The sequence below is a fragment of the Saccharobesus litoralis genome (genome assembly GCF_003063625.1).
Taxonomy (GTDB): domain Bacteria; phylum Pseudomonadota; class Gammaproteobacteria; order Enterobacterales; family Alteromonadaceae; genus Saccharobesus; species Saccharobesus litoralis.
Genome location: NZ_CP026604.1, coordinates 3271755 through 3284863, shown reverse-complemented (window position 1 = coordinate 3284863; position 13109 = coordinate 3271755). Strand labels below are relative to the sequence as shown.

The 13109-nt window shown below is 41.7% G+C and carries 15 protein-coding genes; 3 read left to right on the top strand and 12 right to left on the bottom strand.

The annotated features are described in order from the left end of the window. The 6 genes from lepA to rpoE form a co-directional block, all read right to left on the bottom strand. On the bottom strand, window positions 1–1806 hold the full coding sequence (gene lepA, locus C2869_RS11735) for a translation elongation factor 4 (RefSeq protein WP_108603112.1): 1806 nt from the start codon (window positions 1804–1806) through the stop codon (window positions 1–3). Window positions 1807–1965: 159 nt separating this feature from the next. After that, window positions 1966–3012, bottom strand: a complete 1047-nt coding sequence (locus C2869_RS11730; protein WP_108603111.1) for a phospholipase A — start codon at window positions 3010–3012, stop codon at window positions 1966–1968. A gap of 54 nt (window positions 3013–3066) precedes the next feature. Next, on the bottom strand, window positions 3067–3516 hold the full coding sequence (locus C2869_RS11725; RefSeq protein ID WP_108603110.1) for a SoxR reducing system RseC family protein: 450 nt from the start codon (window positions 3514–3516) through the stop codon (window positions 3067–3069). Between the two features lie 46 nt (window positions 3517–3562). Then, window positions 3563–4693, bottom strand: a complete 1131-nt coding sequence (locus C2869_RS11720; RefSeq protein WP_108603109.1) for a MucB/RseB C-terminal domain-containing protein — start codon at window positions 4691–4693, stop codon at window positions 3563–3565. Next, window positions 4641–5255, bottom strand: a complete 615-nt coding sequence (locus tag C2869_RS11715) for a sigma-E factor negative regulatory protein (RefSeq protein ID WP_108603108.1) — start codon at window positions 5253–5255, stop codon at window positions 4641–4643. The genes C2869_RS11720 and C2869_RS11715 overlap by 53 nt, the downstream gene beginning before the upstream one ends. Before the next feature lie 16 nt (window positions 5256–5271). Continuing rightward, complete coding sequence (gene rpoE / locus C2869_RS11710) at window positions 5272–5850, bottom strand: RNA polymerase sigma factor RpoE (protein ID WP_108603107.1); 579 nt, start codon at window positions 5848–5850, stop codon at window positions 5272–5274. Between the two features lie 189 nt (window positions 5851–6039). Here rpoE and nadB point away from each other — a divergent pair, with 189 nt between their 5' ends. Continuing rightward, a complete protein-coding gene (gene nadB / locus C2869_RS11705) occupies window positions 6040–7668 on the top strand; it encodes an L-aspartate oxidase (RefSeq protein ID WP_199915684.1) in 1629 nt (542 codons plus the stop codon). Here the strand turns inward: nadB and C2869_RS11700 are convergent. Together C2869_RS11700 and C2869_RS11695 are read right to left on the bottom strand one after the other, a co-directional pair. Continuing rightward, complete coding sequence (locus C2869_RS11700; RefSeq protein ID WP_159084143.1) at window positions 7652–8113, bottom strand: hypothetical protein; 462 nt, start codon at window positions 8111–8113, stop codon at window positions 7652–7654. The two genes, nadB and C2869_RS11700, sit on opposite strands and share 17 nt — an antisense overlap. Further along, window positions 8097–8351 (bottom strand): FAD assembly factor SdhE, encoded by a 255-nt coding sequence (locus C2869_RS11695; RefSeq protein ID WP_108603104.1) that lies wholly within the window; start codon window positions 8349–8351, stop codon window positions 8097–8099. Before C2869_RS11695 ends, C2869_RS11700 begins: the two co-directional genes overlap by 17 nt. A gap of 191 nt (window positions 8352–8542) precedes the next feature. On the opposite strand from C2869_RS11695, the gene ygfZ reads away from it, so the two are divergent. Both ygfZ and C2869_RS11685 read left to right on the top strand, forming a co-directional pair. Next, window positions 8543–9418 carry a CAF17-like 4Fe-4S cluster assembly/insertion protein YgfZ gene (gene ygfZ, locus C2869_RS11690; RefSeq protein WP_108603103.1) on the top strand — a complete coding sequence of 292 codons (876 nt, stop codon included), beginning with the start codon at window positions 8543–8545 and terminating at the stop codon, window positions 9416–9418. Next, window positions 9415–9930, top strand: coding sequence for an FKBP-type peptidyl-prolyl cis-trans isomerase (locus C2869_RS11685; RefSeq protein ID WP_108603102.1), 516 nt, complete (start codon window positions 9415–9417; stop codon window positions 9928–9930). The genes ygfZ and C2869_RS11685 overlap by 4 nt, the downstream gene beginning before the upstream one ends. A 133-nt stretch (window positions 9931–10063) precedes the next feature. Here C2869_RS11685 and ubiK read toward each other — a convergent pair whose 3' ends face one another. The 4 genes from ubiK to C2869_RS11665 are packed head-to-tail and all read right to left on the bottom strand — an operon-like array spanning window position 10064 to window position 13010. After that, entirely contained in the window at window positions 10064–10342 is a 279-nt protein-coding gene (gene ubiK, locus C2869_RS11680) for a ubiquinone biosynthesis accessory factor UbiK (RefSeq protein WP_108603101.1), read from the bottom strand. A 50-nt stretch (window positions 10343–10392) separates the two neighbouring features. After that, window positions 10393–10950 carry a D-glycero-beta-D-manno-heptose 1,7-bisphosphate 7-phosphatase gene (gmhB, locus tag C2869_RS11675; protein ID WP_228710657.1) on the bottom strand — a complete coding sequence of 186 codons (558 nt, stop codon included), beginning with the start codon at window positions 10948–10950 and terminating at the stop codon, window positions 10393–10395. 24 nt (window positions 10951–10974) lie between these two features. Continuing rightward, on the bottom strand, window positions 10975–12423 hold the full coding sequence (gene hldE, locus C2869_RS11670; RefSeq protein ID WP_108603100.1) for a bifunctional D-glycero-beta-D-manno-heptose-7-phosphate kinase/D-glycero-beta-D-manno-heptose 1-phosphate adenylyltransferase HldE: 1449 nt from the start codon (window positions 12421–12423) through the stop codon (window positions 10975–10977). Then, the gene (locus C2869_RS11665; RefSeq protein WP_108603099.1) at window positions 12423–13010 is read right to left on the bottom strand and encodes a D-sedoheptulose-7-phosphate isomerase; all 588 of its coding nucleotides are present in this window, start codon (window positions 13008–13010) and stop codon (window positions 12423–12425) included. The genes hldE and C2869_RS11665 overlap by 1 nt, the downstream gene beginning before the upstream one ends. Window positions 13011–13109: the final 99 nt, after the last annotated feature.

The following is a 13109-nucleotide window of genomic DNA, read 5'->3' as shown; positions in this document are numbered from 1 at the left end:
TTATTTAGAGCCTGAACCGACTTTCAGTACAGCTAAAAACGCATCCTGTGGTACTTCAACGTTACCCAGCTGCTTCATACGTTTTTTACCTTCTTTCTGCTTTTGCAGTAGTTTTTTCTTACGACTCACGTCACCACCGTAACATTTGGCAATAACGTTTTTACGTAACTGCTTAACAGTTGTTCGGGCAATAACATGGGTACCAATTACAGCTTGAATAGCAATATCAAACATTTGACGAGGAATAAGTGTACGTAGGGCTTCTGCTAATTCGCGGCCACGTGATTGTGAATTTTCTCTGTGGGTAATAATGGCTAACGCGTCAACGCGATCACCATTGATCAAAATATCTACCCGCACCATGTCGGCTGGTTCAAACTTCTTAAAGTTATAATCTAGCGACGCATAACCACGGCTAGTTGATTTCAATTTATCAAAGAAATCCAAAACAACTTCTGCCATCGGAATTTCATAAGTCACCGCCACTTGATTACCGTGGTAACTCATTTTGGTTTGCATACCGCGTTTTTCAACACACAAAGTAATGACATTACCTAGGTATTCTTGTGGCACGAGAATATTGGCTTCAACGATGGGTTCGTATATTTGTTCAATATCATTAACTGGCGGTAAAGCCGATGGGTTATCAACCAATAGTTCTTCTTGCTTGGTAGTTAATACTTTATAAACCACGGTCGGTGCTGTAGTGATCAAGTCCAGATCATATTCACGCTCTAAGCGTTCTTGAATGATCTCCATGTGTAGCATACCCAAGAAACCACAACGGAAACCAAAGCCAAGAGCGGTTGATGATTCTGGTTCATAGAACAAAGACGCATCATTCAAGCTTAACTTAGTTAATGCATCACGAAAATCTTCGTAATCGTCACTAGAAACAGGGAAAATACCGGCATAAACCTGTGGTTTGACTTTTTTAAAGCCGGGTAATTGCTGTTCAGCAGGCGCGCTTGCTAAAGTAATGGTGTCCCCGACTGGTGCGCCTAAGATCTCTTTAATACCGGCAATGATATAACCCACTTCACCGGCTTTTAATACATTGGTATCCGTTTGTTTAGGAGTAAAGATCCCGACTTTGTCGACAACATGGACTTGTCCAGTCGACATCACCTTCATCTTATCACCTTTGCGGATCTCGCCATGCTTGATACGCACTAAAGACACAACGCCTTGATAGTTATCAAACCAAGAGTCAATAATTAACGCTTGTAACTTGTCGTCACGATCGCCTTCAGGGCAAGGGATTTTTCTAACAATGGCTTCTAATACATCTTCAATACCAATACCAGTTTTGGCTGAACACTGCACAGCATCTGTCGCATCAATACCGACAATATCTTCAATTTCTTCTGCTACGCGATCAGGATCGGCTTGTGGTAAGTCAATCTTGTTTAAGATAGGTTCTACTTCTAAATCCATTTCAATCGCGGTGTAACAATTTGCCAAGGTTTGCGCTTCAACACCTTGCGCCGCATCGACAACCAATAATGCGCCTTCACAAGCCGCTAATGAGCGTGATACTTCATAGCTAAAATCAACATGGCCAGGCGTATCGATAAAGTTAAGCTGATATGTTTCACCGTCTTTCGCTTGATAATTAAGCGTAACACTTTGCGCTTTTATGGTAATGCCGCGCTCGCGCTCTAACTCCATCGAGTCAAGTACTTGCGCTTCCATCTCACGATCAGAAAGACCACCGCAGTGCTGAATAAGGCGATCCGACAGAGTCGACTTACCATGGTCGATATGGGCGATGATCGAAAAGTTGCGAATATGTTCGTGTTTCATAAAAGGCAAATACCACTAAAAAAGACTGTCTAACAATATAAGGGCGCCGATTTTACCGGAATATCTGGCGTGAAGCGAATTTTTGCGTATGCTAAATTTAGATGGGAAACACGTAAAGCGACTAGCTACGCATATATTCACTAAATATAAAATGTTGAGCTAGAGTAAGTTATTAAGCGCGATGCCGATACCAAATCGCGTTTGCTGATGATCGTAATCAATTAAACTATCACCATAGCCATTAAATAATTGCGCATATCCGCGCAGCTTACCGAACAAAGGGAAAGTAAAGCCAAGCTCAATCGCTCCCTTTCCTGTCGCAAAATTTAAACGTTGAACAGCACTTATTTCATAATGAGTCCAACTATAGGCTCCACTTAATTCATAATGTCCAAAGTAATCCGCAATATCTGGGTTATCATCACCACTGGGGTCTAACGGGTACTGTTTGGCACTTTCTTCTATGCGCCACCAAGGCCGAAAAGACAAAGCAAAATTTTGCTTTTCATACAATAAATTCAAGTAAACGCGGTTCCAGCTACGCGATATACCATTAATTTGACCATTGGATTGATGCTCAATACCAACAGCCAAAGCGGTATTGCCGCCAGCAAATCGCCAGTTTAGCGGCATTAGGTAAAAAATTTCTGGGCGGTAATTGGTTTCACGAAAAGGTTTCGAAATCTCGCTAGCATACACCTGCCACCAAGATTGAATAGTAAACGCAAAATATAAGCCGTCATACTCGGTCAATAAATCAGCGTAGTTAAGTGGTACTTTTAAACTCAGCTGAAATTTAGATTCAATATTTTTAAAGTTTTCGGCAAACGCATTATCCAATATTTGGTAGGGTTCCCGGTTGACGGACGACGTATAATAAACAGGTAAAATATAATTGGTAAGATGGGGCGTCAGCACATAAGGGCTAAATTGCGTACCGCTTTCGTGGATCAAACGTCTTGATAAAGCACCAGGATTAAAATCTTCAACAAGATCGGCTTCGTTTACAACTTTACCAGCAAGCGCTTTTTTATTTTTAGCAATAAGCGAACTTTCTCGTTTACAAATTTTATCCAGCGCAACAATATCAATCACTTTAGGTTGATTGGCAATTCGGTCAGTTAAACAGCGCTTATATTCTGTAAACTCATTTGCCCAACTGAAATTAACGAAAAAGAAACCTAAAATAACCCAGTTGAATTTCACAACCTTCCTCTACATGCATGTAATTATCACTAGGATACTATGACAGTGTTCAAGTTAAGGTTCAATGCAAGTGAAAATGGAAGTATTAGGCTGTTCAACCACTTGCGGATAAGGATTAAATTTTTTGCTAATTCCCTTAGCCATAAATAATCCCAAAGCGAGGCCTATAAAACCGGCGACAATACTGGCTAACTCATTTTGCAAAAGCCACTCAATGGCTAACATGAGCAAAATCATCATAATTAATGGCAAGCCATATAACACAAAAGCCCCTGCCAGCATATTTTGTTCACTCACTTGCAAAACCACTTGCTGCTTGGGCGCTAATGTATGACTACACAGCGCTTTGACGCGATTACTTTTTGGGGTCAATGATTTAGCAATAACACCTGTGCCGCACTCACTATTATGCTGACAAGCATTACAACTGGTTTTAATTTGCGTTTCGACCCAAATAGTGTGCTTATCTATACGCTCAATAAATGTGGCATTTTCGTACAACATAAAATCATTTTCTCCTATGTCACTCTGACTAACAGCCTAGCATGTATTAACGTTGAGTAATCGACTGCGCTAGCTTTTTCGCAGTCACCATAGGAATTGCCCCAATCACTGTCACTTCAAACTGGCCAACCACTTCAGTAATATAGGTTTCAGCCCCAGAACTTAAATAAGTACTATGACCATTTGCATCCGTAACCTGACCTAAATCACGAATATAAACCGAAAACCAAACAAGACCGTCAGATAACATCACATAATCAACCCATTCTCGGTCGCCCATTAATCGGTGACGATTTAATTTAGTAGGAACAAACCCTCTCGGCACCCAACGCAATTGCCAGTCGAAGTCACTAATATTCTGCTGAACTTGCACTAAATTTTGAGTGGGCAATTCCATGGCAGCTAATTCATTGATCACAGGATCAACATCCTGTGACACCACAAAGCTAGTCACTTGAACTTGGCGCAGAACTTCACCTTTACTGCTAACAATAGCCATTTTAAGCGGTAGGGCACTCTCTTCGTGTAACCATATCCAAGTTGAATAACGTGTGTTATCACGGGCAACTATCCTTATTAATTGCGCTTTAAATCCCGCCACCCGACTTTTTCCAACACTCGTAAATTCGTAGTTTGCGCCAACCTGTTGTAAATCGGTGCGTAAAATATCCGGCAACGGACTGTGTGACAGGCTGGCTTTAACACTGTATGGCTGCTGACCGAAACCTAAATAGGTGATCATATCTCCCATACGTACGATTTGTTTAGTCGGCCCATTGAGCGAGGTTAATAACTCTAATTCTCGATATGACATTGACACAGGTAAATCTTGCGCTTCGCTATTAGTGGGTAATTGCTCTGTTGCATGGCTATCAACACGGCTATCAACACTACTATCAAGATTAGATAAGTGCTCGACACCATGTAACCAGTGCCAAGGGTGCACTTTGTTATCTTCAACCACAACTAGCGAAATATCGTAATTTAGCTGCTGAATCGCGACCTGCATCCGTTTAAGCCAATCATATGCAGAACCTGACGGTTCTTGACCAGTAACAGAAAAGCTAATTAGTAAGAGAAAGGAGCAAAGTGGCCTAAAATAGCCACTTGCTAGAGATATCAAGCTATTGAACAGATTGTGCGGATGGGTTTTGCTGTGGCTGTTCAGAAACTGCATGCTGTCGATTCTTTAATTGACGAGAGTGATCAAGTAGGTAAGAGTTTACACGACGTTGTTGCTCTTGTATGCCCACTGGATTGATAACAGTACGCGAGCTTTCTGCACTAACAGGATCTAAGCTAGTTGCCAACGGCATGGTATGCAACACTGGCTCAAAACCAGCTTCTTGCGTTTCTACCTGCTCAGCTTGAAAACCCACCACTAAAGCAGCGGCAAACGAGGCCGCAATACCATATTGCGCAACAGGTTTAAAAAATGAAATCACTTTTGCTTTTGTGGAAGGCTGAACTTGATGTGAAGTCTGCTCAGACACAGCGGCCGCAAACGCCGCATTCGGTGCCAAGACAACAGGCTCTTTTTCGATTGCATTTGCAATCGAGTCGGCCAAATCAAGATGAATATGTTCTGGCGCTTCATTGCGCAAAACATCACCTATCAAGTTATAACGACCAAACGCGCCTTCTAACTCTTTATCTTGCTTGAGACTATCAATGACTTGGGCTGTCTCCGGCTGACCATCAACAAAGGCAGACACGTTTTGTTTAACTTTTTGACTCATATAAATCAACTCGTAATTAGCGTTGTAAAATTGGTTTCAGGTTTTTGTCGATAACTTCTCGAGCGCGAAAAATACGTGAACGCACAGTGCCCACAGGGCAATCCATGATTTCAGCAATTTCTTCGTAACTCATGCCGTCTATTTCGCGTAATGTGATGGCATTTTTTAAATCATCCGGCAATGTATCAATGGTGCTAAACACCACCTGTTTGATTTCATCTGTTAACAACAAGTTTTCTGGCGTTGCAGATTCTCGCAGCCCAGTTGCTGAATCAATAAACTCAGCTTCTTCAACCTCAATATCACTCGACGCTACTTTTTTAGCAGTAGACGTTAAGTAGTTTTTTGCACAATTCACAGCGATCCGATACAGCCAAGTATAAAAAGCACTTTCACCACGAAAGCTTGGAATTGCACGATAAGCTTTAATAAAAGCTTCTTGAGCTATGTCAGCTACGTCGCCTTGTTGACGAACATATCGCGAAATCAGGTTAATCACTTTATGTTGATACTTTTGCACCAACAAATTGAATGCCTGTTTATCGCCGCGCTGAACACGCTCAACGATTTGTTGATCTGTATATCCGACACTCATAACCGAGTCGGTACTCCCATAAAAGTGTGATTGAACTCAGCAGTTTTTACTGCTCATTTGCTAATAGTAGACTGAGCCTACTTAAAAAAGTTCTCAAAATCTGCAGAAAGTGCGAAAATAGTTGCAATCAAAACGTAACAAAAGGCCGTGTTTGCTTAATAATCAAAGGCTTAGCGGTTACTCATGCAGATGGAAAAAATTGAACATCAGTGCCAAGTATTGGTGATTGGCGCCGGAGCAGCTGGGTTAACCCTAGCTTTACGCCTTGCCGACCAGTCTGACATTATTGTCTTAAGTAAATCCAACCTAAGCGAAGGCTCCACCTATTATGCTCAAGGGGGGATCGCGGCGGTTTATGATGAAAACGACAGTGTTGAATCTCACGTACAAGATACACTCATAGCCGGAGCTGGACTTTGTTCTGAAAAAGCCGTGCGTTTTACTGCCGAAAATGCCAGAGCCAGCTTGGAAACCTTAATAAGCTATGGTGTACCTTTTGACAAAGAAACTACACCTGACGGCGATGAGCGATTTCATTTAACTCGCGAAGGTGGACACAGCCATAGGCGTATTTTACATGCTGCCGATGCAACCGGTAAAGCAGTACAAAATACTTTAAATAATGCCACCAAGCAGCACGCCAATATTCGCGTGTTGGAACGTTACAATGCCGTAGACCTAATCACAGGTGCCAAACTTGGCGACAACGCCTCTGACAAGCGAGTATATGGCGCTTACGTTTGGAACCGTAACACCGAGCAAGTCGAAGTGATTAAAGCCAACGTTGTTGTGCTTGCTACGGGTGGTGCAAGTAAAGTCTATCAATATACATCTAACCCAGATGTTGCCAGTGGCGATGGTATTGCTATGGCTTGGCGTGCGGGTTGCCGCGTAGCCAATATGGAATTTAATCAATTCCATCCAACTAGTTTATTTCATGCCGATGCGCAAAACTTTTTACTCACCGAAGCCTTGCGAGGCGAAGGCGCTTATTTACGACGTCCAGATGGCAGTCGATTTATGCCTGAATATGACGAACGGGCAGAACTCGCGCCAAGAGATATTGTCGCCCGTGCGATAGACAAAGAAATGAAACGCCTTGGGGCTGACTCGATGTTTTTGGACATCAGCCACAAAGATAAAGCTTTTATCAAAAAACATTTTCCGACCATTTATCGCCGATGTCGAATGCTGGGCATTAAAATGCATGAACAACCCATGCCTGTCGTACCAGCCGCCCATTACACTTGTGGTGGGGTAAAAACCGATCTCAACGGTAAAACAGATTTAGATAATTTATATGCGGTGGGTGAAGTTGCTTACACAGGCTTGCATGGCGCAAATCGCATGGCGAGTAACTCTTTATTAGAATGTTTAGTCTTTGCCGAGTCTGCAGCTAAACACATTCAAAAGCATGACTATCATCAAGCTGAAAGCGCAGTCATTCCGGTTTGGGATGAAAGTAAAGTCAGTGATTCTGACGAAGCTGTCATTATTCAACATAACTGGCACGAACTGCGCCTATTTATGTGGGATTACGTCGGGATTGTTCGCACCAATAAACGCTTAGAGCGTGCTATGCGACGGATTGAGTTACTACAACAAGAAGTTCAAGAATACTATTCTCATTTCAGAGTCAGCAATAACTTGCTGGAACTGAGAAATTTATTAGATGTATCAGAGCTCATTGTGCGCAGTGCGATATCACGTAAAGAAAGCCGTGGCTTACATTACAATCAAGATTACCCTAAAACGAAAAGTCGCAGTAAACCGACCGTTTTAACTCCAGATAACTGTCCGATTAATTTTGCTGATTAGCCTCTAAAGGCTGAGCCCGTAGTCGTTTAATCACCCGTTTTAAGCGACTACGCGCGACAGGTTCCATATTATCAGGGGCAAATAAACAATAGGTTTTTTCTTGACTTAATTGACTAACATAAACTGTAAATATCCAAGACAAAAAATAATTGGATTGTGGTGAAAGCTGATATTCTACATCTTCAATCACAAGGTTACCGTTAAGCGCTAATGACCATACCTGCTGGGATATTAATGCTTGCCTACCAATAGAGATTACACAACCCCAAGCAACGAGCGCAAATAAACCTAAATAGATAATTAAATACCAGTCGAATATTTGCCAAATAAAAAGTGGCTCAAAAATCAAACTGAAAAGGCACAGATAAATAATTAAACACAACAAAATGGCAAAGCGAGAATACGCCTTGCCTGAGGTAAACTTAAGGCTAAACCTTGGCACCATTGAGTTTGTGGATTTTTTTAATTAAAGCGGCAAACTCTGGTTTTGGGCAGTCTTCATGTCCCATAAACCAAGCAAACAACTCGGGATCATCACAGACGAGTAACTTACGAAACGTCACTTGCTCCTCTTCAGGCAAGTTAGAATAATGATTTTCAACAAACGGATTAAAAATTACATCCAACTCCAGCATACCGCGACGGCAAGCCCAGCGTACTTTATTTAATGGGATGTCTGACATGTATCACTTCTTTTAAGAAAAATATTGCAGCAAATATAGCAATTCATCGCAGATAAACCAAATACCTTGATTTATAACCTACATAAATCACCACTATACCCTTTGTTAGATGGATTCTTATATGGATTAGACTTGTAAGCTTAAGTCTTTGCCCTAATATAAGACTCATTAGTTCAATAATTCAGATATCTATGTCAGAACAAAGCTCATCCTTGATCAAACTATCCAGTTGGGGCGCCATTAAAATGAGTGGAGCCGACAGTCGAACCTACTTAAATAGCCAAGTAACTGCACACATTAGTAACTTAACAGCGCAACAAGCTTGCTTTGCCGCTCACTGTGACGCAAAAGGCAAAAGCTGGAGCCATTTTTACTTTGTTCCAACCGGTGATGACTGCCAATTATTTCAACGCCAATCAACAATAGAAAAATCACTCGCCGAGCTCAATAAATACGGTGTGTTTTCTCGCACTGATATCACACATAACACCCAACTTCATTGGTATGCTCAGCTTGGCAATAACCAACTTGAGATAAACCAAGTATCGCAAGACGACACGACCTATCGTGTAGCGCTCTCGTCAAACATCACACTGATTGCAACTGAAACGCAACTTGATGCTAATAACAATGAAGCATTATTTGAAAAGGCCTTAATCGACAATGGTATTATTTTCTTGCATGCTGAACAGCAAGGTGAATATGTGCCACAAATGCTTAACCTGCAAGCCATTGACGGTATTAGCTTTAACAAAGGCTGTTATATGGGCCAAGAAACCGTGGCTCGGATGCGTTACCTTGGTAAGAATAAACGCGCTGCATTTCCCTTTAGCGGTCATGCCGACAATATAAATGTTGGTGATACATTAGAAATGCCTGCAGGTGAAAATTGGCGACGCGCTGGTACAGTAGTTAGCGCATGTGCAATTGACGGCCAGATGTATGGCATGGCAGTATGTGCAGCAGATTTAGATTTAAATACTCAACTTAAGTTAAAAAACCAAGATACAAGTCAATTCACGTTAAGTGAACTGCCTTACACTCTTGAATACAAGGCATCAGAATGAAAATAGCAAACAACTCAGTGGTAACCTTACATTATTTAGTTAAAGACAAAGAAGGAACGGACATAGACAGTTCTTTCGATGGTGAGCCACTGGTTTTCCTACAAGGTCAAGGTTTTTTAATTAAAGGCTTAGAGGAAGCATTGACCGATCGCCAAGCCGGTGAAAAGTTTAGCGTGGCTGTAGATGCTGAAAATGCTTATGGCGAAAGACACGACGGCTTTGTTCAAGAAGTACCACTTTCCATGTTTGAAGGGTTTGAAGACCAAATACATATTGGTATGCAACTACGTGCCAGTACAGACGGTGGCGAGCAAACAGTGATCGTAGTTGACGTAGCAGAAGATACGGTCACAGTTGATGGCAATCATCCGTTAGCGGGTATTGATCTTGAGTTTGACGTTGAAATTGTTGATGTGCGAGCAGCAACCGAAGAAGAAATCAAGCACGGCCATGTACATCAAGAAAAAGCAAGCTGCTGCAATGATTCAGGTTGTAGTAGTAATAAGCACTAATTAACCAGAGTTGAGGTTAGTTATCAGTTTAGATTGGCGTAACAATCAATTTTAAATAAACGTTTAAATTAATAAAAAGCCCAAACCGATAACCTGTTTGGGCTTTTCTCTTTAATCTATTAATAGCAGACTGCTAATCTTGCTGCTCAATTTTACTTGAGGCACCAGCGACTATTTTCTGCTCTAACTCTGCAACTTTCGCTTCCAAGTCTACTAATTTTTCACGAGTGCGCATCAATACCCGAGTTTGTACATCAAACTCTTCGCGACTCACCATATCAAGCTTATTTAACTGGCTTTGCAAAACTTGCTTAGTTTTATCTTCCACTTCTTCTGCAAATTTTTTAACCCCAGTGGGCAAGTTATCTGTCACTTGCTTAGCAATTTCTTCGAGTTTTTTGGTATCTATCATAAGAAAATTTTCAATAAGAGTTTAACGCTACGCTTCCTAAGGGTTGCGCACTAATTCAATACACCTAAATTAAATATTTCATTTAAGGCTTCGATACGATGTGTTGCTAGTCCGAGATCATCTTGACCTCGACTATAGTGAGAGTCGAGTAAAATACGAGTACCTACCCCAGCTAAATCTGCGGCTTTCATATCGGATATTTTATCGCCAATCATTATCGACTTAGCTATATTTATACCTTGCCGTTGTGCCGCTTCTAGGATCATACCTGGTTTAGGCTTACGACAATCACAATCTGTTTTGTATTCATTAACCGCTTTTTCAGGGTGATGCGGGCAAAACATAATGTCATTAATTTGCACATCATTAGCAGCAAATTGATCAACCATCCATTCGGTTAATACGTCAAAATCATGCTGTGAAAAATAGCCTCGCCCAATACCAGATTGATTGGTGACGATAATCAACGAATAGCCCTTAGCTTGAGCGGCTTGGCATATTTCAAAAATACCGTCTATAAATTCAAATTGATCTATCTGGCTAACATAGCCATGATCAAAGTTAATAACCCCGTCTCGGTCAAGAAACAGAGCTTTATTTTTAGCCAAGTTAATCACACGCAAACACCCAAGCTAATTTTTAATCTTGTTAATGATATTCGTTGTGGAGCAACCATCAACAAACTCAATTACTTTCACTTCACCGCCATTATCCCAAACTATATCAGCGCCAACAATGGTATCAGGCGTATAATCCCCACCCTTCACTAATACGTCAGGCTTAACCTGTTTGATCAAATCGTACGGTGTATCATCATATTCGTTGCCATTGACTTCGCCAAAAGGGATAACCCAATCAACGGCTTGTAATGCTGTCATCACGGTAGCGCGTTGCGCTAACGGGTTAACTGGACGGCCCTCACCTTTTAAACGGCGAATGCTTTCGTCAGTATTTAAACCCAGTACTAATCTATCACCTAAGGCTCGTGCTTGTTCTAAATAAGATACATGGCCCGCATGCAATATATCAAAACAACCATTAGTAAAAACGATTTTTTCGCCACACTGACGGGCAAATTCAATATGTTGTAACACATCTTCAAATGGCACTTGATAATGTTGTTGAGCCTTATCCCGAGTTTGATTAACACGACGCATTAGCTCCTCTGGGGTCACACAAGCGGCACCTAATTTACCCACAACAATGCCGGCAGCTAAATTGGCAAGTTTAGCGGCTAAGGCAGGCTCAGCACCAACCGTTAGGAAACAGGCCAAAGTTGCAATAACCGTATCGCCAGCACCTGTTACATCGTTCACTTCCAACACCTGAGCAGGTAAATCGACCTTGTGCTGGGCATTAATTAACGACATGCCCTGCTCACTACGAGTCAGTAACATATTATCGATATTATGCTGGGCGATTATTCCACGTACACTCTGTGCTATCGCGTCTTCAGAACCCGATTCACCACCAGCATCAATAAATTCTTTCAGGTTTGGCGTGACATAACTGGCTTTCGCATATTTGGATAGATCTTTAGCTTTAGGGTCGACTAAGACTAATTTACCCAATGCTCGCGCATCAGCTATCATTGATGTGACGTGGGCTAAGGAGCCTTTATTGTAGTCCGAAAATACCACGCAATCATAATTGGCTACAACTTGCTTAAACTTTGCTTGCAACGCATTGGCGGCTTGCAAACTAAATGTTTGCTCAAAATCTAAACGAACCACTTGTTGCTGACGACTCAATACACGTAGCTTAGTTATCGTAGGCTGTTCCGGCTGCTCAACTAACTGTGAGTCAATGTTATCTTTAATAAGCTGTTGCTTTAAAATTTCACCATTTTCATCCGTGCCAATAATGCCAAGTAAGCCAACTTTGCCATCTAAATGAGCAATATTACGCGCAACGTTGGCTGCGCCACCGACTTTATCTTGGCAGCTCGCCACTTTAACAACTGGAACTGGCGCTTCAGGTGAAATACGCGACGTATCACCTTGCCAGTAGCGGTCCAGCATAACATCACCAACCACCAAAATATTGGCTTGTGATAAACGTTGAAAATAACTCAATTCCATTAGCTATCTGATCCCGCTGTCACTAATTCGTCAATCGCTTCACAGATATAATGACCAATAAAAATATGCGCTTCTTGAATATGGGCGGTCACATCACTGGGAACAATTAAACTCAATTGCGCTATATCTTTAACCGCACCGCCGTCACGCCCAGTAAACGCAACACTATATGCACCAATATTATTAGCCGCTTCCAACGCTAAATTAATATTAGGGCTTTGACCTGACGTTGTAATGCCTATAACAATGTCTTCAGGCTTAGCGAGCGCCTCAACTTGGCGAGCAAAAACTTGGTTAAAACCATAGTCATTACCCCCTGCGGTTAAGATAGATGTGTCTGTAGTGAGTGCAATAGAGGCTAAAGCTCTGCGTTCTTTTTTATAACGAACGACAAACTCAGCCGCAAGATGTTGGCTGTCAGCTGCACTGCCGCCATTTCCCATGAAAAGAATTTTTCCGCCCTGCTGCAACGCTTGATAACAACGTTGAGTCAACTGAGATATTTGCGGAGCAAGCACCGGAAGTTTAGCAAAAACATCTTGATGCGCTTGTAAATTACGCTCAAATAGTTGCTGCAAATCAGTCATATATGATTTCTTACTTGAAAGATGGCAGCGCTTCAACATCACTGCCACACTAAATATCAATTGACTAACTATATCAATTGGCAGCGCAGAATGCATGAG

Bases quoted from the DNA above. Each gene is read 5' to 3' on its own strand.
- lepA (WP_108603112.1), bottom strand. From the start codon at position 1,806: ATGAAACACGAACATATTCGCAACTTTTCGATCATCGCCCATATCGAC.
- C2869_RS11725 (WP_108603110.1), bottom strand. From the start codon at position 3,516: ATGTTGTACGAAAATGCCACATTTATTGAGCGTATAGATAAGCACACT.
- C2869_RS11720 (WP_108603109.1), bottom strand. From the start codon at position 4,693: ATGCAGTTTCTGAACAGCCACAGCAAAACCCATCCGCACAATCTGTTC.
- C2869_RS11715 (WP_108603108.1), bottom strand. From the start codon at position 5,255: ATGAGTCAAAAAGTTAAACAAAACGTGTCTGCCTTTGTTGATGGTCAG.
- rpoE (WP_108603107.1), bottom strand. From the start codon at position 5,850: ATGAGTGTCGGATATACAGATCAACAAATCGTTGAGCGTGTTCAGCGC.
- nadB (WP_199915684.1), top strand. From the start codon at position 6,040: ATGGAAAAAATTGAACATCAGTGCCAAGTATTGGTGATTGGCGCCGGA.
- C2869_RS11700 (WP_159084143.1), bottom strand. From the start codon at position 8,113: ATGGTGCCAAGGTTTAGCCTTAAGTTTACCTCAGGCAAGGCGTATTCT.
- C2869_RS11695 (WP_108603104.1), bottom strand. From the start codon at position 8,351: ATGTCAGACATCCCATTAAATAAAGTACGCTGGGCTTGCCGTCGCGGT.
- ygfZ (WP_108603103.1), top strand. From the start codon at position 8,543: ATGTCAGAACAAAGCTCATCCTTGATCAAACTATCCAGTTGGGGCGCC.
- C2869_RS11685 (WP_108603102.1), top strand. From the start codon at position 9,415: ATGAAAATAGCAAACAACTCAGTGGTAACCTTACATTATTTAGTTAAA.
- ubiK (WP_108603101.1), bottom strand. From the start codon at position 10,342: ATGATAGATACCAAAAAACTCGAAGAAATTGCTAAGCAAGTGACAGAT.
- hldE (WP_108603100.1), bottom strand. From the start codon at position 12,423: ATGGAATTGAGTTATTTTCAACGTTTATCACAAGCCAATATTTTGGTG.
- C2869_RS11665 (WP_108603099.1), bottom strand. From the start codon at position 13,010: ATGACTGATTTGCAGCAACTATTTGAGCGTAATTTACAAGCGCATCAA.